The organism is Altererythrobacter litoralis (assembly GCF_036324225.1).
GTDB classification, from domain to species: Bacteria; Pseudomonadota; Alphaproteobacteria; order Sphingomonadales; family Sphingomonadaceae; genus Erythrobacter; species Erythrobacter litoralis_A.
The window spans coordinates 1-23,586 of the sequence record NZ_JAZDQV010000004.1; the positions used below are offsets into that span (position 1 = coordinate 1).

Sequence of the window (23,586 nt, forward strand, 5' to 3'; positions counted from 1 at the left end):
ACTACGCCATGCTGGACGACACCCCCATGGCGGCATAATTCAAACCAAATGGCCTCCGGCAATCCCGGGGCGGTTCACTGGCGATGGCGCCGGGCGGCGGCTTTGCAATCCGCTTCAAGCCGGAATGAACACAAGCGGGCGGCTCGTGGGGCCGCCCGCTAACCGGGCTGTGGTTATGCTTTGGCGTCGAGCTTCTTGGCCAGCGCCACGCCACCGGTGATCAGGAACGGCACCAACACGAAGCTGAGCGCAACCTTGGCGATCACCTGGCCGATCATTAAATTGGTGATGTCGAACTCGCCGTAGAAAGCGAGCGTCACGAAAATCACCGAATCGACCGCTTGCGAAAGCGCCGAAGCGATCGCGCCGCGCACCATCAACCCCGCTGTCGTCGCTTCCCCGCTCCCGCGCAGCTTAGAGAAGATCCAGACGTTGAGCAGGAGCGAAGTCAGGTAGGCGGCCGGGCCTGCCAACCATACGCGCCAGGTCGATGCATGGACACGCTCGAATGCAGCGAGATCGTCCGGCCGGATTTCGATCATCTCGGTCGAGGGAGGCAGGTTCAGTACCAACTGCATCAGCAAGGCGGAGACGACCAGCGGGACGAAGCCCCACCATACGATGCGGTTGGCGGCCTGCTGACCGTGCAGCTGTGCGACCGTGCTCGAAATCACGACCAGAACCAGGAAAGGAAAGATGCCCGCTTCGACCGAAAGATCGGTCGGCGGCAATTGCACCTGCTTGAAGGCGAGGACGCCGGCCAACACGGTCATGCCGCCATAGAGCAGCAAATAGACGGTGAGCGAGCGCGGCATAGCCGGAGCGGCGATAGCAGGAGCTTGGTCTGTCATTTCCGCTGTCTAATCCGCGCGCGGTGCAAAAGAAAAGCGGGGGACAGCAAGCTTCTGTGGGTCATTCGCGGGTTTGACTGATTGGAAACAAAAGGCGAAGTCCGTTTCAGAGCCTAACGTAAGGGCAGTGTAAGGGGTCTTATGCCGCAGTTCCTCATCAGCCTCGCGGGTATCGCCGCGATCCTCACCATCGCCTTCCTGCTTTCGAACGGGAAGAAACGGATCAAGCTCCGCGTCGTGATCGCGGCATTTGCCCTGCAAACCGCCATGGCCTTGCTGGTCCTGCGCACGCCATGGGGCGTCAGCGCAATCGAAGGGCTTTCAAACGGCGTGATCGCGCTGCTTTCCTATTCCAAGATCGGGATCGAGGCGGTGTTCGGCCCGATGGGGACCAACCCGTTTGCAAACACTTTCGTGATCGCGGCGCTGCCCGTGATCGTGTTCTTCGCCGCGCTGGTTTCGATCCTGTATCACTGGGGCATCATGCAGCGGCTCGTGCGCTGGGTCGGCGGCGCGATCGGCTGGATCACAGGGATAAGCAAGGTCGAAGCACTTGGCAGCGCCGCCAATATCTTCGTCGGCCAGTCGGAAAGCCCGCTGGTTGTGCGGCCCTATCTCGCAGCGCTTCCGCCTGCGCGCCTGTTCACGCTCATGTGCGTCGGCATGGCGGGCGTGGCGGGCACGATCCTTGCCGCTTACGCTAGTTTCATTGGCGAGGATTCTGTTCCCTTCCTGCTCGCCGCCGCATTCATGTCCGCCCCCGGCGGGATTCTGATGGCGAAGATCATCTATCCCGACGAAGAGGGTGACGATGCTGCCGACGAGCAGCCGATCACTGTGTCCGAGACTTTCGAGGAAGGGCATCACCCGGCCAATGTGATAGAAGCCGCCGCTCAGGGCACGCAAACCGGCGTCAAGCTGGCGGTGGCCGTGGGCGCGATGGTGCTGGTCTTCGTGGCGCTGGTCGCGCTTGCCAATGGCATCCTTGGCGGTGTCGGCGGCCTGTTTGGCTATCCCGATCTGAGCTTCCAGCAGATCATCGGCTTCGTCTTTGCCCCGGTGATGTTCCTGATCGGCATTCCGTGGGAAGAAGCAGGCATCGCCGGCGGGCTGTTCGGCACCAAGGTGGTGCTCAACGAATTCGTCGCTTTCATCGAACTCGGCCAGCTTGACGTGTTGTCCGATCGCAGCCGCGCGATCGTTACATTCGCGCTATGCGGCTTCGCCAATTTCTCCTCTATCGCCATACAGATGGCGGTAACAGGTGGGCTTGCGCCAAATCAAAGACCGGTCATCGCACGGCTCGGTATGAGAGCGCTTGCCGCCGGCAGTCTCGCCAATCTAATGAGCGCGGCTCTGGCAAGCTTGTTCCTCCCATATTAAGAAGAATCATGACCGAAATAGCATCCGTATCGCTCGACCAACCGCTCGAGAATATTGCCGACGAAGTTGGCCGCAGCTTCGCCGAATATGGCTTCGCAGTTATCCGCGACCATGGCATCCCGCAGGAACTGATTGATCGCGCCGAAGCGAAGTCGAAAGAGTTCTTCGCCCTGCCTGAGGAGGTGAAGCGCGGCTATCACATCCCCGGCGGCGGCGGCGCGCGCGGCTACACGCCGTTCGGCACCGAGAAGGCCAAGGATGCCGAGGTGCAGGACCTCAAGGAATTCTGGCACGTCGGACGCTCGCTCCCTGAAGGGCATCCGCTCGCCAAGTATATGGCACCGAATGTCTGGCCCGGCGAAGTCGCGGATTTCCGCGAGACTTTCAGCGAGCTTTACTCCGCCTTCGAAAAGGCCGGTGGCCGCGTGCTTGAAGCGATCGCGCTGCACTTGGGGCTCGATCGCAATTATTTCGCGGCGACGGTCGAAGACGGCAATTCGGTGATGCGCCTGCTGCATTATCCGCCGCTTGGCGAGGAAGCGCCCGAAGGGGCGATCCGCGCGGCGGCGCATGGCGACATCAACACGATCACGCTGTTGCTGGGCGCAGAAGAAGCAGGCCTCGAATTGCTGACCAAGCAGGGCTCGTGGAAGGCCGTGGACGTGCCCGAGGGCGCGCTGGTGATCAATGTCGGCGACATGCTCGACCGGCTCACCAACAGCCGCTTGCGCTCGACCACGCACCGTGTGGTGAACCCCAAGGGAGCGGCGGCCAAGCGGGCGCGCTTCTCAATGCCTTTTTTCCTCCATTTCCGGCCCGATTACGTGATCGAGACCTTGCCGGAATGCATTGAGGAAGGCCACGAATCGGAGGCGCCGCCGCCGATTTCGAGCCACGAATTCCTCCAGCAGCGGTTGCGGGAGATAAATCTCGCCTGATTTCCCGCTCAGTTGGGCCTGAATTCCAAAAATTTTCAGGCTGTTGCCCTGTCGCAACAGTCGCAGGAGTCGAAGGGATTCTGCGGCTTTGCGGCAGGTGGAACTCGGCATGCGGCCACAGGTAAGTTAACCATGGCGGCAAATTTCACAGATTTGTCGCAAATCTGCCTTTTTGCCGCAGCGCAACACGCTTATCGCGATATTCAAAGAATCACTTCCGTTTTCCCATTCTCACCAGGGGCAATACATATGAAACTCAAGTATCTTCTGGCAGCGAGCGTTGTCAGCCTCACCGCTGCCACAACCATCGCAACGCCTGCTGTGGCGCAACAGATTACCTCGGGTATCGAAGGCCGCGTTGTCGATGAAAGCGGCGCGGCGATTTCAGGCACCGTGACTGTTACCGACACGCGCACAGGCCAGGTTCGTACGCTGTCGACCGGCGCTGACGGCACCTTCCGCGTCGACAGCCTCGTCACCGGCGGTCCCTACACTGTTACGGCGACCTCGTCGGGCTTCGAAGGGCAGACGCTTGAGAACGTGTTCCTGACCCTGCAGGGCAACACGCAGCTGGTATTCAGCCTCGCCGGCGCTTCGGCTGGCGGCGACAATGTGATCATCGTGACCGGCGCGCGCGTGCAGCTCAGCCAGCGCGCGATCGGCCCTGGCCAGTCGTTCGGCGTCGAAACCATCGAAGCCTTTCCGTCGATCACACGCGACGTGCGCGACATCATCCGCATCGACCCGCGCGTCAGCCTTGACCGTTCGAACGAAGTCGATCGCGTGTCCTGCCTTGGCGGCAACGACCGCTCGAACGCCTTCACCGTCGACGGCATCGCCCAGTCCGACCTGTTCGGCCTCAACGGCACGCCGTTCGCAAGCCGCAACTCGCTGCCGCTTCCCTATGACGTAGTTCGCGAAACCTCGGTCGAATTCGCGCCGTTCGATGTGCAGTATGGCCAGTTTACCGGCTGCGCGATTAACGTCGTCACCAAGTCGGGCGGCAATGAATTCACCGGTTCGGCCTTCTTCACCTATGCGAGTGACAGCCTGCAGGGCGACACGGCCGGTGGGCGGGACTTCAGCGCCAGCCCCTATAAGGAAAAGCGCTGGGGCGCGACGCTGGGCGGCCCGATCATCAAGGATCGCCTGTTCTTCTTCCTTGGCTATGAGGCGACCGACCTTTCGGACAGCTTCGAATATGGCCCGGCTGGCGAAGGCTATCCGAACGAAGTCGACTATGTGACCACTGCGCAGTTCGAACAGTTCTCGCAGATCCTCAGCGACGTTTACGGCTTCGAAACCGGTGGTCTCGCGCGCAATTTGCCCGAGAAGAACAAGCGCTACTTCGGTCGTATCGACGCGCTGATCAGCGATAACCATCGCCTTGAAGCGAGCTATCAGCGCCTTGAGGAAACCAATGTGGAGGATGACGATTTCTCCGCAACCAACAACATCTTCACCGGCTACAACAGCTTCGAAGATGAAGGCACCGAGAGCGACTATTATTCGGTTCGCCTCTACTCCGACTGGTCGGAAGACTTCTCGACTGAGATCCGTGCCAGCCGCGCCATCGTTCAGGATATCCAGGGCCCGGTCGGCGGCGGTGAAGCGCAGGACGAAAATCCGATGCCGCGCTTCATGGTCGGTGTCACCAACGGCGGCGAATTCGGTGCACTGCTTGCAGGCCCGGGCTTCTCGCGCACCTCGAACGACCTCAAGACCACGGTAACCCAGGTCAAAGCGCTCGGCCGCTGGAACAAGAACGATCACACGATCACGATGGGTGCCGAACTTAACGAGCTGAAGGTGTTCAACCTGTTCGCTCAAAACTCGACCGGTACGTTGACGTTCAACAACCTAACCGATTTTGCCAACGGCATTTTGTCGGGCGGTTCGAACACCAACCCTGGCGGCGCTGACGTTTACAATGGCAACGGCGCAGGCGCTTACGGCAACTTCACTGCCAGCGGCGACATCAATGATGCTGCAGCCCGGTGGAAGCGCCGGACCTGGTCGGTCTATGCCCAGGACGAATGGACCCTGTCCGACCAGTTCGACGTGATCGGCGGCGTTCGCGTAGAATGGCTTTCGGGCGATGCGCCGACTGCGAACCCGAATTTCATGGCCCGCTACGGCTTCACCAACTCGAATGGCTTCGGCAAGATCGATCCGGAAATCCTGCCGCGCCTCGGCTTCACCTACAAGCTCTACAATGACGGCTTCTTTTCGAACACGCAGGTCAAGGGCGGCGTGGGCCGCTTCACCGGTGGCGATCCTGGCGTGTATTTCTCCAACGCCTTCTCGAACAACGGCTTCGTGACCGGCTTTGCCCGGACTGGCCAGAACGGCTGCTTCGTCGGTACGCAGGCTGACGTGGTCACCAATGGCCAGTTCACCGGTATCCCGCAGTGCGTGCTCACCAACGCGGGCGCACAGTCGGCGCAGGGTCTGGCTGACACTCAGTCGACCGACCCGAACTTCAAGATGCCGACCGTGTGGCGCGCCAATTTGGGCGTTTCGACCACCTTTGGTACCGAAAGCGGCTTCTTCAGCGACTGGAACCTGAACCTCGACTTCATCTATTCGAAGTTCAACAATCCGGTTGATTTCGTCGACCTTTCGCAAACCGTGAACACGGCGCTGGGCCTCAACGGCTATACCGTCGACGGTCGCCCGATCTATCGTGCGATCGATCCGACCCGTACGGGCTGCGCTGCCGTGTTGCAGAACCAGGGCGGAAGCCCGCCAGTGTGGACCGGCGTTACTTCGGCTTGCTTCGGCACCAGCCGTGACGACGAAATTCAGCTCACCAACGGCAAGAGCTACGAAAGCAAGATTGCTTCGGCGATCCTTTCGAAGACCTGGCGAAACGGCATCTTCACCGAAGGCGGCAGCATCCGCTTCAACCTCGGCTATGCTTACACTGACTCCGAGAACAACCGGAACAACAACAGCTCGACGGCCACCTCCAGCTTCGACATCGTCGCAGCTGCGGACCGTCAGGCGGTGGATGTCGCGCGCAGCGAATATTCCTCGAAGCACAATTTCACTCTTGGCCTGAACATGCGTGAAGAGTTCTTCGGCGATTATGCGACCAGCTTCGGCTTCATGTTCGTTGCCCGTTCGGGCCGTCCGTTCTCGGTCGTCTGGGACAATGCTCCGAGCGAAGTGCTGAACGACAGCGCCAGCGGCGACTTCAACTCGCTGATGTACATCCCGACCGGCGTGGGCGACCCGAATGTCGTGATTGCAGATGCGGCCTTTGCCACCGCACTCGACAACTTCATTTCGGAAACTCCGTGCATCAACAAGTACCGGGGCCAAACCCTGCGGCGTAATAGCTGCAGCAACCCCTGGTTCTACGACCTCGACCTGCGCTTCAGCCAGGAACTGCCGGGGCCGATGAAGGCATTCGGGATGAAGGACGACAAGTTCCGCCTGTTCGTAGACTTCGACAACTTCCTGAACCTGCTCGACTCGGGCTCGAACGTCTTCAAGCGCTATAGCTACACCGAAGCTCTGGTGCGTGCCGCGGCGATCGACTCGCAGGGTCGCTACGTCTACTCGCCGATCACGGCGCAGTACAACGCATCGGCTGGCACGACCGGCTTCCGCGATCCGGTGGTCCAGTCGTCCTCCTCGCTGTGGAAGATCCAGCTGGGCGTGAGCTACGAGTTCTAAAACTCGCCAGATTTGCTGGAAAAGTTGAAACGGCGGGGCCCATGGCTCCGCCGTTTTGCTTTGGCATCAAGGCGCGATAATCTGCCCGAATGGAACGGCCCGCACAGCGCTATTCGGAAACCAGGCGGCGCCTGCACTCCGGCCTGATCGCCCTGATCGTAATCCTGCACATTGCAGCGCTTTACGGCCTGACCCGCGCCTTCGCTCCGCAAGTGACCGCCACGATCGAACGCAGCGTGGTCGAAGCCTTTACCGTCACGATCACTGCCCCGCCTGACGATCTGCCTGAGGTGCCCGATGAGGGGATGGCGGGCGATGCGGGCAAGCAGGCGGTGCCGCAGCCGGTCACCGCACCGACGCCCAGAGTGACGCCAAAGCCCGATCGCCAGCTTCCACGTGCTTCCTCAACAGGCGATGCTTCTACTTCAGGAGCGCGCGACAGTGGCGAAGGCACCGGCGCAAGCGGGATTGGCGAGGGCACCGGGTCTGGCGATGAGGGAAGCGGGCAAGGGTCGAGCATGGCGACAGGGCCGGTCAAGACAGCCGGGACGATCAATTCCGCGCGCGATTACCCGGTGCCTGAGGGCGGGCGCGAAGTGCGCTTCGGCACGGCGGTGCGGATCGCGCTGTTGGTCGGTACCGACGGCCTGCCCAAACGCTGCCGCGTGTTCCGCTCAAGCGGGTTGCCTGACACCGATGCGCGGACTTGCGAGCTTGCCATGGCGCGCTTTCGCTTCGAACCGGCGCGCAACGCGCGGGGACAAAGAATCGAGGCGGAGTTCGGTTGGGAGCAGCGCTTTCATCGCGCGGAGTGACAATTGGCGATGGTGCGATTGACCGGGCTTTGTTAGAGTATTTCTATGTCGTCTGATCGCCAGAACCCACTGATTTATCCTGTAATCCTGTGCGGCGGCGGTGGTACCCGGTTGTGGCCACGCAGCCGCAAGGCGTACCCCAAGCCGTTCCTCCCGCTGATCGGTGAGCAGACGATGCTCCAGCAAACAATGGCCCGTTGCGCGGACCTGTCCATTTTTGCGCCGCCGACGCTGGTCGCAGGCGCCGACCATGCTCCGCTGATCGAGGAGCAGGTGCCGGGGCTTGCCGAGGGTGCACTGATCGTCGAACCCGCTGCGCGCAACACCGCGCCCGCCGTGGCGCTTGCTGCCGCCAGGCTCGGTCCCGAGGCCGTCATGCTGGTGTGCCCGAGCGATCACCATATTGCCGATGTCGGTTCGTTCCATGCCGCGGCAAAGGATGCCGCTACGCTGGCGAATGAGGGCTGGCTGGTTTCGCTCGCGATCACGCCGGATCGGCCCGAAACCGGCTATGGCTATATCAAGCTGGGGGATCCGCTGCCGGGCGGCTTCGCGGTCGAACGCTTTGTAGAGAAGCCGTCGCGCGAGCTTGCCGAGCAGTTCCTGGCGGAAGGGGGATATGCCTGGAATGGCGGTATATTCGCGTTCCGTGCGGGCAAACTGCTCGAGGAACTGGCCAAATACCGTCCAGACATGGTCGAGGCTGTCATGCGTTCGGTGGCTGAAGGTCGCGTTGAAGGCACAAGCTTTCACCCCGCCGCGCAATCATTCTTCGAAATTGCCGGAGAGTCGATCGACTACGCGGTGATGGAAAACACCGATCGCGCGGCAATGGTCCCGGCGGCGATGGGTTGGTCCGACATTGGCAATTGGGCCAGCCTGCAGGATGCGTTGCCGGCCGATCCGGCGGGCAATTGCGCGCCTTCCAATGCACAACTGGTCGATTGCCGGCGCGTTTTGGCAGTGAGCGACGGGCCGCGGATTTCAGTGCTGGGGCTTTCCGACGTGTGCGTGATTGTCGACGGCGACGAAGTGCTGGTGACGTCGCGCGACGCGGCGCCGCATGTCGGCAAGCTGCGCGGCGCGAGCGAACAATGACGGTGGCGCGGACACTTGCGACCCTTACGGTCGAAAAGGTCTGGGGTCGTGACGAGCTCCCTTTACCCTTCGTGGCACCCGCCGGCCAGCGGATCGGAGAGATCTGGTTCGAACCCCCGCCCGAACTCGACAGCCTGCTGGTGAAGTTTCTGTTCACGAGCGAAAGGCTCTCGGTCCAGGTCCATCCTTCCGATGCACAAGCCCGATCTGGCGAAGAAGGCAAGGAAGAGTGCTGGCTCATTCTGGAGGCAGACCCCGGAGCGGAAATTGCGATCGGCTTGCGGAACGAGGCAAGCGAAGAGCAATTGCGCGACGCAGCAATCGATGGTTCGATCGAGCAATTGCTTGAATGGCATGAAGTGCAGCCGGGCGATTTCTTCTACCTGCCCGCGGGTACGATCCACGCGATCGGTGGGGGGCTGAGCCTGGTAGAAATCCAGCAGAACAGCGACACTACCTTCCGGCTATACGACTATGGGCGCCCGCGCGAATTGCATCTCGACCGCGCGATCGACGTCGCGCAACGCGGGCCCTATCCTTCAGCCATGCGCCAGAGGGTTACGGATAGGAGCCAGTGCCTCGTGGATGGACCACATTTCCGGCTCGACCGTATCATTGGCGCACCAGATGAGAAGATTTGCGCCGAATATCGCGATGCATTGCTCATACTCCCAATCGAAGGGAGGCTGCAGGTCGGCGCGTCTACTCTTGCGGCAGGCACTTGCGCTTACGCGCCGTCGATCGATGAAGTGGATTTCGTCGCTGCCGAAGTTACGCTGCTGGCGCGCCCCGCCTGACCTCTATTTCGGCGCTTCCAGCAGCCTGGTGCCGTCCTTGCGGATCGCCTTTTCGATCATCGGTTCGACGAAAGACAGCATCCCCGGAAGCTTGATCTCGAACACGACTTGCCTGTCCTCGACATGGATATGGCCGGTGATGTTCTGGCCCATCGCCGCGATGTGCAGCGCCATGCTGTCTTCACCGACCCAGTCGGTCTCGACATCGGCCAGCCCGCCGGGAAGGTAGTCGGCAATCTCGTGGCTGCGTTCGTTCAAGCGGCGGCGCACTTCGTCACGGCCCAAATCGTGGGGCAGGGCCACTCTCACTTTCTGAGGTCCTCGAGCGCTTCGGCGCCTCCGAAGCGGTAGTCGAGGTAACGGGATTTGATCGCGAGATCGTCGAGCGCGCCTTCGGCGAGGCGGCGGGTCACGCGGTCGATTTCGCCACTCAGCTTGCCGAGGCTTTCGGTCACCCGCTCGTCCGCAGTCTTCCCGGCATGATCTTCGCCGCGCAGATGGGCGGGGATCTTGCGATAGTTCTCGATCGTCTCGGGAATATATTCGCCCACCAGCTCGCGCACTTCGTTCACCGCCGGATCGTTCTGGTCGATGCTCTGCAACTGCAGGCCAAGCGCGTCGAGTTGTACACCCAATTGGTCGACGATCTGGACCGCAGGCGGGGGAAGGGCGGGCCGCTGAGCCTCAAGCCACAGCTCCGTGCGCGCAACCATCGCCTTCGCATCCCCCTTCTTCAGGTCTGCGCGTTTTGGCACTTTGATCTTGGGGTAGTTGGCCAACAGGCCGACCGCAATCACAGCGGCAAACAGCGTCAGCATGATGCCGGTGAAACCGATCCCGTCGATGATCAGGCCAGCAACGACGGCGGTCGTCCAGATGGCCCCAAAGGCAATCAGGATGCGGCCGAGCTTCTTCTTCCAATGTTGCGTCTTGAGTTCGGCCGAGCCGCGCCCGATCGAGGCTCGGCGATGCACGCCGCCATCGCGCTGCAGAGCGAGCGACTTGCCCGCAGCGCTCAGGATTCGGTCGGACTGATGAGTGGAATCTGCCATCAGCTCTCCAGCGCCAGTAGCGACGGCTCAAGCGCCTTCTTCTGCGCCTGCGCCTGGCCCTCGGCTCGCGCAATATAGCCTTTTGACTTCTCGACTTCCTGCGACAGCGTTTCGACCGTTTGCTTCATGCTGGCGAGCGCCTTGACCTTGAACTCGTCGACTTCGTCCATCGTGTCGTAGATGTTCTGGAAGGCGCGCTGGAGCGTTTCTAGCGGGATCGTGCTGGAAGCAGCCTGCTCATGGATCTTGCCGGTCTGCTCGCGAAGCATGGTGCTGGTCGAATCGATGATGTTCGAAGTCGTTTCGTTGAGCGAAGTGATCTGCTTCAGCACCAGCCGCTGATTGGTCATCGCCTGCGCGACTGTCACTGCGGTTCGCAGAGCGCCCACGGTGGTGGTGCTCGCCCGGTCGACGCCCTTCACCAGTTCGACGTTGTTCTTCTTGACCAGATCGAGCGCAAGGTAGCCTTGCACGCTCACCGCCATCTGGGTCAGCAGGTCCTGCGTGCGCTGGCGCACATAGAAAAGCGCACTTTCTTTGATCGCCTTGGCCTTGGCAGGGTCCACGCTCTCGATCTCGTCGGCTTTGGCTTCGAGCCGCTCGTCGAGCGTCTTGGCGATGTGGATCATTTGCTCGAGCTCGCCCATCGCGGCCCAAAGCTTCTGCCGTTCGACGTCGATCGCGGCGTTGTCTTCATGCAGCTCGCGCTTGCCCGACGAAAGCCGGTCGAGGATCGCCTGGATGTGCCCTTGCGCGCTGGTGTAGCTGTCGAAATATCGCTGCAGCTTGCCGCCGAACGGAATGATGCCGAACAGCTTGCGGCCGGCCATCTTGCCTTTGCGGCCGGGATCGAGATCTTCGACCGTGCGGCGCAATTCCGCGAGGTCCGCGCCCACGCTGGTGTCGCTGTCCATCGCGCGCACCGGCCGGTCGAGGAAGCGGTTCGACATGGCGGCCGCGGCGCGAATCTGCTCCTGCCCCATGCGCGTGATCTGGTCGACCTTTTCGCCGAAAGCAGGCGAATTGGCGTCTTCCGCAATGAGATCGGCGACAAAGGCATCGACCTTGTCATCGAGCTTCGAACGCTTCTCTTCGGTTACAGGCACAAGCCCGGCTGCCTTTTCCGGGGCGACAGTCGGCACCGGATCGGGCGGCGACAGCTCGAAATCGGTGGCTGTCTTGGTGGTGGTTTCCTGCGTGCTCATGATCGGTCTTCATGCTCCCTGGGGGCGGCGACAAGCCGGTAACTCATACTGTATTAGTGTCATAAGACACGAACTTCAAGAAGTGTGCCGCAATCGTGCGCCTACGTCCATGCTTTCGTTCGAAGAGACAAGGGGCTAGACTGTCCGCGAACCCGCAGTTGCGATGGATGGAAAGCTTGGTAGACACCCCCGCAAAGCAGAGCCCCGCACCCGGAGAGGGCGCCAGCAGCACCGGCTCGAACTTCTCGCGCGTACTGTTCAGTTTCCGCCGCTGGTGGTTGCAGGACGTGGTCGGCACGGTCGACCAGACCTCGGTCATCGAAAAGCGCCGCGAAGAATGCGGGCTGACCGAGCGCTATCTGTTCATGACCGCGATGTCGGGCGGAATCGCGATCCTCGGCCTGCTGCTGTCGTCACCGGCGGTGGTGATCGGCGCAATGCTGCTGTCACCATTGATGGGGCCGATCATGGGGCTCGGCTTCGCGCTGGCGATCGGCGACTACCACTGGCTCAAGCAATCCGCGCGCTCGCTGGCGTGGGGCAGCGTGATGGCGATTGTCTTGTGTTCCCTGGTGGTTTTCATGTCGCCGATCCAGACTGTGACTCCTGAAATTGCGGCACGCACACGACCCAACCTATTCGACCTGATGATTGCGTTATTCTCGGCGCTTGCAGGCGCCTATGCGATGATCCGCGGGCGCGAAGGCACGATCGTAGGCGTGGCGATCGCCACCGCCTTGATGCCGCCGCTGGCCGTAGTCGGTTTTGGCGCTGCGACGCTAAACTGGACGGTCTTTTCGGGCGCCCTGTTGCTGTTCGTCACCAACTTGATCACGATTGCGCTGACCGCTTGGGGCATGGCGCGGCTCTATGGCTTCCGTAGCAGCCTGAGCGAGCGCCAGTCGCTGTTCCAGAACGTTGCCGTGGCGGCAGTGTTTGTCGCACTTGCCGTGCCGCTGTTCTTCACGCTTCGCCAGATCGGCTGGGAGTATAATGCAGACAGGGTGATCCGTTCCGAAATCATGGAGAATTTCGGCGGTCGTTCGCGGCTGAGCGAGGTTGCGAGCGATTATGCGGCTGAGCCGGTCAGGGTCAGCGCGACGGTGCTGACCCCGGAGCTCAAGCCCGATGCCGAATCGCGGACCGAGCGCGCCTTGATCGAGCGGCTCGGCCGCCCCGTCGAACTCACGATCACGCAATACCAGGTAGGCACCAGCGCCACAGCGGCACAGCAGGCGGAACTCTCGGCGACGCGTGCGAGAGAGGAAGCTGCGGCTATCCAACGCGCTGAGCTGCTGGCGCAGCGCCTTGCCCTGGTGGCGGGCGTTTCAGAAGACGATGTAATCGTCGACCGCCAAAGGCGCAGGGCCGTGGTGCGTGCGAAGCCGCTCGAAGGTGCTGCCCTTTCGACCTATCGCGTGCTGGAACAGCGGATTGCAGTTACCGAACCGGATTGGCGTATCGAACTGCTTCCGCCGCGTCGCGCGCTTCCAGCGATCTCCTTTGTCAATGGAGAGCCGGACAGTTCAGGGCTGGCAGCCGTGGATCTCGTAATCTGGGCTGCGCGGCGGCTGGACTCACCGGTGGTACTCGATGGTCCCGCCCAGCAGGCGGAACGCGCCGCCGAGCTTCTTGAGGAGCAGGGAGTTGCCGTAACGGTGGCACCATCAAGGCAGCTTTCCGGACCAGTGCAGGCGCGCTGGGCCAATACCGCAAACTAGGCAGGCTCTTCAGGAGGCGATCAGGCCGCCAGCTGGATCGGCTCGATTTCGCCTGAAAGGTAGAGCTTCTTTGCCTTCGCCCGGCTGAGCTTGCCCGAGCTGGTGCGCGGCAGCGTGCGCGGCGGCACCAGTTCCACGATGCAGCTCATGCCTGTGACTGAGCGGACCTTGTCCGCGATCTCGTTGCGCAGGCGCACGCGCTCTTCCGGGTCGGAAACGCGGCAATGCACCAGCACGGCGGGCGCTTCCTCGCCATTCTCCATCTCGATCGAGAAGGCGGCGATGTCGCCATGGTTGAAGCCCGGCAATTGTTCCACCGCCCATTCGATATCCTGCGGCCAGTGGTTCTTGCCGTTGATGATGATCATGTCCTTCGCGCGGCCGACGATGAACAGGTAACCGTCCGCGACATAGCCCATGTCACCAGTGTCGAGCCAGCCATCGACGAGGCAATCCTCGGTCGCTTCAGGGTTGCGGAAATAGGAGTGCATTACGCTGGGGCCGCGGCACCACACCTTGCCGATCTGGTGATCGCCCTTTGCCTGGCCGCCTTCGCCGCGGATCTCGACATCCATGTCGGGCAGCGGCTTGCCGCAATTGACGATCGCGCGATAGCGGGCGGGGCGCGACAGATTGCGTTCCGAACCCGAGAGGCGCTCTTCCTCGACCAGTTCGACGCGAATGCCTTCACCCGGCGGCATGACGGTTACAGCCAGCACCGCTTCCGCCAGCCCATAGCTGGGCGTGAAGGCGCTGGCCTTGAATCCGGCCTCTGCAAAGGCGTTGACGAAGTTCTGCATCACGTCGGGGCGGATCATGTCGGCGCCATTCCCGGCGACCCGCCAGCGCGACAGGTCGAACCGTTCGGACACATGGCTCTGGCTGGAAATGCGGCGGGCGCAGATGTCGTAGCCGAAGGTCGGCGAATAGCTGAGCGTCTTGCCCTCATTGCGGCTGATCATGTCGAGCCAGGCGAGCGGCCGCCGCGCGAAATGATCGGGCTTGAGATAGTCGCAGCTCACCTGGTTGGCGATCAGCGACAGGAAGCAACCGACCAGCCCCATGTCGTGATACCACGGCAGCCAGCTGACCACGCGGTCGCCCTGGCCCAGGTCCATGCTGGTCGCATGACCATAAAGGTTGTGGAGCAAGGCGCGGTGGGTCACGGCGACCCCGGTCGGGAAGCGGGTCGAGCCGCTCGAATATTGCAAATAGCAGATGTCTTCCGGATCGGCCTGAGGCAGCCCGCATTCGGGCGCTTCGCGCTTGGCGAAATCCTGCCAGGATTCGCTCGGGCACCCTTGCTTGGCGGCGGCGGCCTGCGCCATCTCGGTGATTTCTTCTGGGTAGATCAGGATCTTGGGATCGGAGCTCTGCAGCTGCACTGCAAGCTGGTCGATATAGCTTTCCTTGCCGCCGAAGGTGGTCGGCAGTGGCAACGGAACGGGCCATGCTCCGACATAGACGCAGGCGCAGAACAGCGCCGCGAAATCGGGGCCGGTTTCGGCGATCAGCGCAACCCGGTCTTCCTTGCCAATTCCGGCAGCGACCATGCGGCGCGCCATGACCAGCGCATCCTTGCGCATCTCGGAATAAGGGTAGGGGCGCTCGATCATGCCCCGCATATCGTGAAAATTGAGGCCCTTTTCGCTCTGCGCGGCATAGTCGATCGCTTCGTTGAACGTAGCGAAGTCAGACCGCCTGCGCGGCAAGGGGCAGTCGTTCGGCGTCGGCGTGAGTGCGGCGTCGGTCATATTATTCAGCGAAACCCGTTATATGTTGCGCAAAATGGCGCTTTAATCGTCCCCAATGCGGAAGTCTCCCCATGTCCGCACCCATTCCAGCTTTCCCATTTGATAAGGAGTGTGGCACGAATAAGGCGAAATGGTTGCAAAGCAAACCACCTTGTCACCCAAACGTCGCAGCCCGGCACCGCTCGACCGTGCAAAACTGGAAGAATTGGCGCTGACCTATCTGGCGCGGTTCGCGACCAGTTCGGCGAAATTGGAGGCCTATCTGCGGCGCAAAATTCGCGAACGAGGCGTGGCGGAAGGGGCGGAACCGCTCGATGTGGCGTCCCTCGTCGAACGCATGATCGAGTTGAGATATGTCGACGATGCCGCCTTCGCCCGCACGCGTGCCTCGGGCCTGCTGCGCAAAGGCTATGGCGCAAGGCGCGTCGATCAGGCGCTTCGTGCAGCCGGGATCGAAGAGGAATTGCGCGAGGATGCGGCTCCGGAAGAAGCTGTCGCGCGCCGCGCGGCGCTGGCTTTGGCGCGCAAGCGCGGCTTCGGCCCGTTCGGGGCGCTTGCGGAGGATGGCGCGGGCCTCGATCGCGCCAAGCGCGAGAAACAGATTGCGGCGATGATCCGGGCGGGCCATGGCTTCGATACAGCGCGCGCGCTGGTGGATGCCGCCAGCGTGGAGGATGCCGAGAATTGGGCATGCGAAGCTGAGGAGTGGGATTGATGAGATCGAAATGGCTTTTCTCCTTGCTGGCCTTCGCTTCGCTCGGCTGTTCGCCCAATCCGGATGCTGCTGCGAGACAGGGATCGACCGATGCGGAAGCGGCCCCTGCTGCCACTGCTCGGCATCCGGTTTCAGGGCTTCAAGTAATCGACCTGTCAGTCGTCTCGGGCCAGCAGCGCCACCAGTTCCGGGTCGAACTGGCCGATACGCCGGAAGCGCAAGCGCGCGGGCTGATGTTCCGGACGGAACTGGGCGACGGTGAAGGCATGTTCTTCCCCTCCGATATCCCTGAAGTGCGCAGCTTCTGGATGAAGAACACCCCACTTTCGCTCGACATCATCTTTGTCGGGGTCGACGGGCGGATCATCAACATCGCCGCTAATACCGAACCTTATTCGCTCGATTCGGTCCGTTCGGACGGGATTGCCAGCGCAGTGCTCGAACTGCGCGCGGGCCGCGCGGCCGAATTGGGCATCGCGCCGGGTGACAAGGTGGAATACACCCTGCCTTAGAGTCAGCTTCGCGCTTGGCGCGGGCATGCTTATCCGCTAATCGCGCGGGCCATGGGAATCCTCAGCAAGATCTTCACCTGGTGGGATGGCGCCACCATCGGCACCATGCTCTTCACCGCGCGCAAGGGCGAGCACGTCGGCACCGATGCGCAGGGCAACAAATATTACCGCTCGAAGCCCAAGGCTGGCGAGCGCGAGCGCCGCTGGGTAATCTACAACGGCAATAACGATGCCAGCCGCGTGCCGAGCGAATGGCATGGCTGGCTGCACGGCGCGTTCGACGATGTGCCGGAAAGCCGCCTGCCGCCCCCGCGGATCTGGGAAGCCGACTATACGCCCAACGCCACCGGCACAGCTGCCGCCTACCGGCCGCAGGGTGCGCTTGAGCGGGGCGGCAGGCGCGCGCCCGCAACCGGGGATTACGAAGCCTGGAGCCCGGAAGGCTGAACATGCGCGGGCCGCATATCTGCCTGGCACTTGCCGGTGCGATCGCGCTGGCGGCCTGCGATCGGGAACCGCCCGCGCCCAAGCCGGTCGAAACCGAATTGCCGCAAGATCTTTCGACGCCTGCCTCGCCGCTACCGGCTGACGCAGCGGGCAGCGCGGGGATCGGCACGCCGATGGAAGATCGGGTGGCGACGCTGGGCCTTCTCAACAAGCGCAACAATTCGAGCCAGGATATCGAGCTGAAGCCGGGCGAATCGCGCCGGATCGGTGACATCATCATCCGCTTGCAGGCTTGCGAGCGCACCGCGCCGTGGGAAATGCAGCGCGAAACCGGCGCTTTCGTGCAAGTGCTGGTGCAGGATCGTGGTTCGGAGGATTTCCGCCGCATCTTCTCGGGCTGGCTGTTCAAGAACTCGCCCAGCCTCAATGTGGTCGAACACCCGATCTATGACGTCTGGGTCAAAGACTGCGCAATGAGCTTCCCCGACGACGAGTGATCCGCCTCTGCTTCGCGCAGCAGCGCGGCATAGGCATCGGGCAGGCTCATGGCAGGATCGCCGAAAGCTCGCGCCAGCCCTTCGAGATATTGCTTCTGTTCGATTTCGACTGCGCCCATCGAGCGCAAATGCTCGGTCATGAACTGGCAGTCGAGCAGGCAGTAGCCTGCGCGCCGCATCAAGGCGACCAGCCAGCCGAGCGCCACCTTGCTGGCATCGGTCCGGCGGCTGAACATGCTCTCGCCGCAGAATACCCGGTCGAAGGCGACTCCATAGAGCCCGCCAACCAGTTCCTCGCCGTCCCAGCATTCGATCGAGTGGGCATGGCCCAGCTCGTGAAGTTGGCGATAGCTGGCCATGATCCTGTCGCTGATCCAGCTTTCCGGATGGTCTGTGCGCGGCTGCGCGCAGGCCGCGATCACGGCGACGAAATCGCGGTCGAGCGTGACGGTGAAGCGGTCCTGCCGGATCGCCTTGCGCAGGCTACGCGACAGGTGAAAGCGTTCCAGCGGCAGAATCGCGCGCTGGCGCGGCTCGACCCAGAACACCTCCGGGTCGTCGCGCCGGTCCGCCATCGGGAAAATCCCGCTGCGATAGGCCAGCAGCAGCATCTCGGCCGGGATCGGGGCGGGATAGGGAGAATGCATGATGCATGCCTTATAGCAGGCGAGGAGGGCGCATCGCCAATTGCAAATAGTTCTGCTCAGGCGCCAAACTGGCGTGTTGCCATGTGCGACGCTTGGCTATAGAGGGCTGCGTCGCCTGCAGGGGTGTAGCTCAGCTGGTAGAGCATCGGTCTCCAAAACCGAGGGCCACGGGTTCGAATCCTGTCACCCCTGCCATTTACTGCTGGCGGCAAAATGAAAGGGCCGGCCCCGCGTGGGACCGGCCCTTCCTTTTTTCGGCCTTCTTTTTGTCAGATTGCCGTCAGTATTCGTTCGGCTCTTCCGGCGTTTCGCGACCGAAGGTTTGCCCCGCGGTCTTGTCGCCCTGCGCCAGCTTGAACACCACGCCCGAAAGCAGGGCCAGGGCTAGCAGGTTGGGCAGCGCCATCGCCGCGTTGGAAATGTCGCCCAGGCGCCAGACCAGCGTGAGGTCCTGCGTCGAGCCGACATAGATCACCACGCACCACAGCAGGCGCCAGATGATATGCAGCACCTTTTCGCCGCGACGGGTCGAGCCCGGGACGCGATCGTAGAGGAAGGTGATCGCGCGTTCGCCGTAATAACTCCAGGTGAGCAGGGTGGTGAACACGAACAGGATCAACGCAGTCGAAGCGACGAGCGTGCCGATCGGGATCGAGAAGATCTGCGTCGGGAAGGCCGCCGCAAAGGCGCCGCTGGTCATGGCGAAGCCCTGCAGGTCCGAATTCCACGCATGGATCACCTGCTGGCCGCCGCCGGTGAAATTGCCTTCGACCGTCAGGATCACCAGCGCGGTCATGGTGCAGATCACGATCGTGTCGATGAAGGTGCCCAGCATGGCCATGCGGCCCTGCTGCGCCGGGTCGCTCGTCTGCGCCACGGCGTGGGCGATCGGGGTCGAACCCTGGCCTGCCTCGTTCGAGAACAGCCCGCGCGCCACGCCCGCCCGGATCGCCAGGGCGATGGCCGCACCCACGAAGCCGCCAGTGGCTGCTTGCGGGTTGAACGCGCCGTGGAAGATCAGGCCGAAGGTCGCGGGAATGTCCTGAATGTTCAGGATCAGCGCGATGATCGCCATCACGATATAGGCGCCCGCCATGAAGGGCACGACCTTCTCGGCAACATTGCCGATCGACTTGATCCCGCCGATGATCACGATGAACACCAGGATCGCTACGATCAGCCCGCCCAGTGCTTCCTCGATCCCGAACAGTTCGTTCAGCCCGTCAGCCACGGCATTGGCCTGGATCGAATTGCCGGTGACCATCGCCGAGAACAGCGTGCCGATGCAGAACACGATCGCGAGCCAGGTCCATTTCGGGCCAAGGCCCATCATGATGTAGCTCATCGGGCCGCCGCGATAGGTGCCGTCGCTGGTCTTTTCACGATAGCGGATAGCGAGCGAACCCTCGGCAAAGGCGAGCGCCATGCCGATCAGCGCGGTCACCCACATCCAGAAGATCGCGCCGGGGCCGCCGAGAGCGATCGCAGTGGCGACACCGGCGAGGTTGCCCGTGCCGACCTGCCCGGAAAGCGCGGTCGAGAGCGCGGCGAAGGGGCTGATTTCCCCGTCGCCCTGGCCCTTGCGGCCCGCGAACAGGCCCTTGAAGGCGCTGCCGAGCTGGCGCAGCGGATAGAATTTCAGGCCGATCATGAAGAACATGCCGACACCCAACAGGATGATCGTCATAGGAGGGATCGGTTGGCCGCCGATGGAAAGCCAGGGAACAAGTTCCCCTTCCCACGTGCCGCCCCAGATAAAATCGGAAACATTCGTCACGTGATCGATCAGACCGACCGACCCGGAATCTGTAACTGCCATGTGTGGCTTCCCCAAAAGCAACCCTTAAGAAGCCGCGCACGCTAGCCACGACATGCGCGGTTGGCCAGCCCCAGATGCGCGCACATGCACAGGGCGGCTGCATTGCGGCTGCGCTAACGCCGCTTGCTTTTGGTTTGGGCCGGTCCTACATGCGGCATCGTCTTCCGACATTGGAATCAGGCCTTGCCCCTCCCGGACTTGTCCGGGGCGGCGAAGAACCCTACCTGAAACCGATCCCGGAAGGCGGGAACGAAATTTACCGAGGACGAAAGGTCAGACCATGACCGAAGAGAAGAAGCGCAAGACATCGCCCGCCGAGTTCGTGAACCAGGTTCGCAGCGAAACCAAGAAGGTGGTGTGGCCGACGCGTGAGGAAACCATCCGCACCGCGATCTTCGTTTTCATCATGATGGTGATTCTGTCGGTATTCTTCCTTGGCATCGACACTGTCTTCAGTGCGATCGTGCAGTGGCTGCTGTCGCTGGCCTGATCCGCGCTTAATCTTCACGGGAACACACCATGGCTCGCTGGTATATCATTCACGCCTATTCGGGTTTCGAGAACAAAGTCCGCGATGCGATCATCGCTGAAGCCGAGCGGCTGGGCCTGAGCGACGCGGTTGAGGACGTGCAGGTCCCGACCGAAACCGTGACCGAGGTGAAGCGCGGCAAGAAGGTGCAGGTCGAACGCAAGTTCATGCCCGGCTATGTCCTCGCCAAGCTGAAGATGACCGACGACGTGTACCACCTCGTCAAGAACACTCCGAAGGTGACCGGCTTCCTGGGGCAGGGCAACAAGCCCCAGCCGATCAGCGAAAAGGAAGCCGCACGCTATTTCGGCGGTGTGGAAGAAGCCAAGGCCGCGCCCAAGCGCGACATCAGCGTCGATTACGAAATCGGCGACCAGGTCAAGGTGCTCGACGGTCCCTTCGCCAGCTTCAACGGCGTGGTCGAGGAACTCGATTTCGACAAGGCGAAGGTCAAGGTCTCGGTCTCGATCTTCGGCCGTGCGACTCCGGTCGAACTCGACTTCGAACAGGTCGAGCTGGTCAAGTAATCCGGCTGCGGCCGAAATTCCGATGCATCAGTACACCGCCGGCGCTCGCGCCGGTGGGCTTCACGCGCCATTGTGGCCGCGGGCGCTTGCCTGTCCTGCCCGGACGATGACCACGGATGCACCATGCCGCAATTTCTCCGCCGCTGCCTTCTCCTGCTGATCGGGATGGCAAGCTGCCTCGCCTTCGCGCCGTCTCCCGCGCAGGCGCAGATGCGGATGTGCGGCCCGGGTGAAACCCCCGTGGCGGTGGATACGTCGAACCCAAGCGCGCATGTCCCGCTCTGCCCCGGTAACGGCGGCGAGGCGGTTGCCGTCGCGGAAAGCCATGCCGCGTTCGCCTGGCATGTCGACGCTGCGGACATCTGGGTCGACGGGGATTACACCGGCCCCAACAATGCCGGGCCAGCGAAAGCGCTCGCCGCCTGCGCCCGCGCGATGGGCGAAGGATGCGTGAGCGGCGGCGAATGGTCCAACTCATACATGGAATTCTACCGAAACGCTCGCGGCGAGCTGTTTTCGGCATGGGCCAATGACAAGAACGCCGTGAAGAAGGCGCAGGCCGATTGCCGGGGCGACGCCATCCTCGCCTGCGAAAGAACTCACCGGCTCGGCTCGAATACGAGCGAACGCTTTCCCGGTGTGGAAGTGCGCAAGAGCTATCTGGTGGCCGCCTGGGTCAAGGGGCTCGTGGGCTATGACGGCAAGCTCTACATCGCCAGCGGCCAACCCACCTATGCGGCGGCCGCCGGAATGGCGATCTTGGCTTGCGGCAAGGCCAATCCCGAGCGCGAATGCGGGGTGCAGGGCTATACCGACAACGGTGTGATGCAGGTCTATCTGCTCGGCGCCGATCATGCCGCAGTGGTCGAAAGCAGCGGGGACCGGGCGAGAAGGTCGGCGCAGGGCTGGTGCAAGCGCAGCAAGGCAAAACCCTGCACGATGCAAGCGCAGTATGACGCGCGGCGGCAGGGGCTGTTCGTGCACGAGTTCGAACCGGCGCCCGCGGGCTAGTTTCACCGCAGGCCCGGCAGGCGGAATCGCTTGCATCTGGCGCCGAAAACGCTATGAGCGCGCCTTCCTTAAAGCGACAGCTTTGGAAAACCGTGCGGAAGGGGCGCCCCGGCTCCCTGTTTGACCGCTTAACATGAGCCAAGGATCCCGATCCGCGGCGACATTGTGAAAGGAGTGCCCTCATGGCCAAGAAGATTTCTGGCTATATCAAGCTACAGGTGCCCGCCGGCATCGCAAACCCCTCGCCGCCGATCGGCCCTGCCCTGGGTCAGCGCGGCGTGAACATCATGGAATTCTGCAAGGCGTTCAACGCCGCGACCGACAGCCTTGAAAAGGGCATGCCGATCCCGACGATCATCACCGTCTATGCGGACCGTTCGTTCAGCTTCGTCACCAAGACGCCGCCGGCGACCTTCCTCATCAAGAAGGCTGCCAAGCTGAAGTCGGGCTCGAAGGAGCCGGGCAAGGTTTCAGCCGGAACCATCAAGCGTTCGCAGCTCAGCGAAATCGCCGAAATGAAGATGGCTGACCTCAACGCCAACGACATCGAAATGGCAACCCGCATCATCGAAGGCTCCGCGCGTTCGATGGGCCTCGAAGTGGTGGAGGGCTAAGATCATGGCAAAGCCGACCAAGAAGCAGAAGCTGCTGGCCGATCTCGACCGCGAGAAGCTGTATTCGGTTGAAGAGGCGCTCGCCACGCTGCGCCAGTTCAAGGGCAAGTTCGACGAAACCGTCGAAGTCGCGATGAACCTGGGTGTAGACCCGCGTCACGCCGACCAGATGGTGCGCGGCATGGTGTCGCTGCCCTCGGGCACCGGCAAGGACGTGCGCGTTGCCGTGTTCGCTCGCGGCGACAATGCCGACAAGGCGCTGGCCGCCGGTGCCGACAAGGTGGGTGCCGAAGACCTGATGGAAGACATGCAGGCCGGCAACCTCGACTATGACCGCGTGATCGCGACCCCCGACATGATGGGTGTCGTCGGCCGCCTCGGCAAGGTGCTGGGCCCCAAGGGCCTGATGCCGAACCCGAAGCTCGGCACCGTCACGCCGAACGTGGAGCAGGCCGTCAAGGACGCCAAGAGCGGCCAGGTTGAATTCCGCGTTGAAAAGCAGGGCATCATCCACTCGGGCATCGGCAAGCTGAGCTTCGACGATGCGGCGCTGATGGCGAACTTCAAGGCGCTGACCGAAGCTGTGGTGAAGGCCAAGCCAAGCGGTGCCAAGGGCAAGTATGTCCGCAAGGTCACCGTCACTTCGTCGATGGGCCCGGGCCTCAAGGTCGCCCTGTCGGAAGTCGAAGGCGCTTGACCTGTCTGGGGCGATAGCGCCTCCGCGCTATCGCTTCCTCGCTCATGCGACCTGAAGGTCGCATCGCTGCGGGCGCCCGGTCGGGCTTTGACTACCGTGACCAGGAGCCAGACGGCGAGCGAACAGTGAGCCGCAAGGGCGACCGCCCGCCGGCCGGTTAGGCCGAAAGCCAAGCGAACGGATGTGAGCGCTGGCGTTTGAAGCTAAAATCAAAAGGGCCGGGGGAGCAATCCTCCGGCCCTTTGCTTTTGCGGGATCGGGATGATCGAATTT

23 protein-coding genes and 1 tRNA gene are annotated in these 23,586 nt (G+C 62.3%); 17 read left to right on the forward strand and 7 right to left on the reverse strand.

Features of this window, described 5'->3' with window-relative positions:
- Positions 1-173: 173 nt before the first annotated feature.
- Positions 174-851 carry a queuosine precursor transporter gene (locus VRS74_RS05010; RefSeq protein ID WP_354144153.1) on the reverse strand — a complete coding sequence of 226 codons (678 nt, stop codon included), beginning with the start codon at positions 849-851 and terminating at the stop codon, positions 174-176.
- Between the two features lie 141 nt (positions 852-992).
- Between VRS74_RS05010 and VRS74_RS05015 the strand changes: the two genes are divergently transcribed.
- The 6 genes from VRS74_RS05015 to VRS74_RS05040 all read left to right on the forward strand — a co-directional run bounded on the left by VRS74_RS05015 (position 993) and on the right by VRS74_RS05040 (position 9,566).
- The gene (locus tag VRS74_RS05015) at positions 993-2,234 is read left to right on the forward strand and encodes a NupC/NupG family nucleoside CNT transporter (RefSeq protein ID WP_354144154.1); all 1,242 of its coding nucleotides are present in this window, start codon (positions 993-995) and stop codon (positions 2,232-2,234) included.
- Positions 2,235-2,242: 8 nt separating this feature from the next.
- Positions 2,243-3,172, forward strand: coding sequence for an isopenicillin N synthase family dioxygenase (locus VRS74_RS05020; protein ID WP_354144155.1), 930 nt, complete (start codon positions 2,243-2,245; stop codon positions 3,170-3,172).
- 249 nt (positions 3,173-3,421) lie between these two features.
- Positions 3,422-6,856, forward strand: coding sequence for a TonB-dependent receptor (locus VRS74_RS05025; RefSeq protein WP_354144156.1), 3,435 nt, complete (start codon positions 3,422-3,424; stop codon positions 6,854-6,856).
- An 89-nt stretch (positions 6,857-6,945) separates the two neighbouring features.
- A complete protein-coding gene (locus VRS74_RS05030) occupies positions 6,946-7,671 on the forward strand; it encodes an energy transducer TonB (protein ID WP_354144157.1) in 726 nt (241 codons plus the stop codon).
- Between the two features lie 45 nt (positions 7,672-7,716).
- Positions 7,717-8,769, forward strand: coding sequence for a mannose-1-phosphate guanylyltransferase (locus tag VRS74_RS05035; protein WP_354144158.1), 1,053 nt, complete (start codon positions 7,717-7,719; stop codon positions 8,767-8,769).
- Complete coding sequence (locus tag VRS74_RS05040; RefSeq protein WP_354144159.1) at positions 8,766-9,566, forward strand: class I mannose-6-phosphate isomerase; 801 nt, start codon at positions 8,766-8,768, stop codon at positions 9,564-9,566. Before VRS74_RS05035 ends, VRS74_RS05040 begins: the two co-directional genes overlap by 4 nt.
- Positions 9,567-9,569: 3 nt before the next feature.
- Here the strand turns inward: VRS74_RS05040 and VRS74_RS05045 are convergent, their stop codons facing one another.
- From VRS74_RS05045 to VRS74_RS05055, 3 genes are read right to left on the reverse strand one after another with little or no spacing between them, the layout of a single operon-like run.
- The gene (locus tag VRS74_RS05045) at positions 9,570-9,869 is read right to left on the reverse strand and encodes a polyhydroxyalkanoic acid system family protein (RefSeq protein ID WP_354144160.1); all 300 of its coding nucleotides are present in this window, start codon (positions 9,867-9,869) and stop codon (positions 9,570-9,572) included.
- Between the two features lie 2 nt (positions 9,870-9,871).
- Positions 9,872-10,618, reverse strand: a complete 747-nt coding sequence (locus VRS74_RS05050; RefSeq protein WP_354144161.1) for a hypothetical protein — start codon at positions 10,616-10,618, stop codon at positions 9,872-9,874.
- Positions 10,618-11,823: a toxic anion resistance protein gene (locus VRS74_RS05055; RefSeq protein ID WP_354144162.1), complete on the reverse strand. Its 1,206-nt coding sequence runs from the start codon at positions 11,821-11,823 to the stop codon at positions 10,618-10,620. The genes VRS74_RS05050 and VRS74_RS05055 overlap by 1 nt, the downstream gene beginning before the upstream one ends.
- A gap of 167 nt (positions 11,824-11,990) precedes the next feature.
- Here VRS74_RS05055 and VRS74_RS12660 point away from each other — a divergent pair, with 167 nt between their 5' ends.
- Entirely contained in the window at positions 11,991-13,544 is a 1,554-nt protein-coding gene (locus VRS74_RS12660; protein WP_435521373.1) for a TIGR00341 family protein, read from the forward strand.
- Positions 13,545-13,564: 20 nt separating this feature from the next.
- Here VRS74_RS12660 and VRS74_RS05070 read toward each other — a convergent pair whose 3' ends face one another.
- Positions 13,565-15,298, reverse strand: a complete 1,734-nt coding sequence (locus VRS74_RS05070) for a fatty acyl-AMP ligase (protein WP_354144163.1) — start codon at positions 15,296-15,298, stop codon at positions 13,565-13,567.
- Positions 15,299-15,428: 130 nt separating this feature from the next.
- On the opposite strand from VRS74_RS05070, the gene VRS74_RS05075 reads away from it, so the two are divergent.
- From VRS74_RS05075 to VRS74_RS05090, 4 genes are read left to right on the forward strand one after another with little or no spacing between them, the layout of a single operon-like run.
- Positions 15,429-16,013 (forward strand): regulatory protein RecX, encoded by a 585-nt coding sequence (locus tag VRS74_RS05075; protein WP_354144164.1) that lies wholly within the window; start codon positions 15,429-15,431, stop codon positions 16,011-16,013.
- Positions 16,013-16,525 (forward strand): DUF192 domain-containing protein, encoded by a 513-nt coding sequence (locus VRS74_RS05080; protein WP_354144165.1) that lies wholly within the window; start codon positions 16,013-16,015, stop codon positions 16,523-16,525. Before VRS74_RS05075 ends, VRS74_RS05080 begins: the two co-directional genes overlap by 1 nt.
- A gap of 51 nt (positions 16,526-16,576) precedes the next feature.
- On the forward strand, positions 16,577-16,972 hold the full coding sequence (locus VRS74_RS05085; protein WP_354144166.1) for an NADH:ubiquinone oxidoreductase subunit NDUFA12: 396 nt from the start codon (positions 16,577-16,579) through the stop codon (positions 16,970-16,972).
- Positions 16,973-16,974: 2 nt separating this feature from the next.
- A complete protein-coding gene (locus VRS74_RS05090; protein WP_354144167.1) occupies positions 16,975-17,469 on the forward strand; it encodes a DUF2155 domain-containing protein in 495 nt (164 codons plus the stop codon).
- Here the strand turns inward: VRS74_RS05090 and aat are convergent.
- Complete coding sequence (gene aat, locus VRS74_RS05095) at positions 17,418-18,116, reverse strand: leucyl/phenylalanyl-tRNA--protein transferase (protein WP_354144168.1); 699 nt, start codon at positions 18,114-18,116, stop codon at positions 17,418-17,420. The genes VRS74_RS05090 and aat overlap by 52 nt on opposite strands.
- 119 nt (positions 18,117-18,235) lie before the next feature.
- Here aat and VRS74_RS05100 point away from each other — a divergent pair.
- Positions 18,236-18,311, forward strand: a tRNA-Trp gene (locus VRS74_RS05100).
- Positions 18,312-18,396: 85 nt separating this feature from the next.
- Here VRS74_RS05100 and VRS74_RS05105 read toward each other — a convergent pair.
- Positions 18,397-19,935 carry an alanine/glycine:cation symporter family protein gene (locus tag VRS74_RS05105; protein ID WP_354144169.1) on the reverse strand — a complete coding sequence of 513 codons (1,539 nt, stop codon included), beginning with the start codon at positions 19,933-19,935 and terminating at the stop codon, positions 18,397-18,399.
- Between the two features lie 280 nt (positions 19,936-20,215).
- Here VRS74_RS05105 and secE point away from each other — a divergent pair, with 280 nt between their 5' ends.
- The 5 genes from secE to rplA all read left to right on the forward strand — a co-directional run bounded on the left by secE (position 20,216) and on the right by rplA (position 23,313).
- Positions 20,216-20,425, forward strand: a complete 210-nt coding sequence (gene secE / locus VRS74_RS05110) for a preprotein translocase subunit SecE (RefSeq protein ID WP_354144170.1) — start codon at positions 20,216-20,218, stop codon at positions 20,423-20,425.
- Positions 20,426-20,454: 29 nt separating this feature from the next.
- Entirely contained in the window at positions 20,455-20,991 is a 537-nt protein-coding gene (nusG, locus tag VRS74_RS05115; RefSeq protein WP_354144171.1) for a transcription termination/antitermination protein NusG, read from the forward strand.
- Between the two features lie 123 nt (positions 20,992-21,114).
- Positions 21,115-22,002 (forward strand): hypothetical protein, encoded by an 888-nt coding sequence (locus VRS74_RS05120; protein ID WP_354144172.1) that lies wholly within the window; start codon positions 21,115-21,117, stop codon positions 22,000-22,002.
- A 182-nt stretch (positions 22,003-22,184) separates the two neighbouring features.
- Complete coding sequence (rplK, locus tag VRS74_RS05125; protein ID WP_354144173.1) at positions 22,185-22,616, forward strand: 50S ribosomal protein L11; 432 nt, start codon at positions 22,185-22,187, stop codon at positions 22,614-22,616.
- Positions 22,617-22,620: 4 nt separating this feature from the next.
- A complete protein-coding gene (gene rplA / locus VRS74_RS05130; RefSeq protein ID WP_354144174.1) occupies positions 22,621-23,313 on the forward strand; it encodes a 50S ribosomal protein L1 in 693 nt (230 codons plus the stop codon).
- The last annotated feature ends 273 nt before the right edge of the window (positions 23,314-23,586 follow it).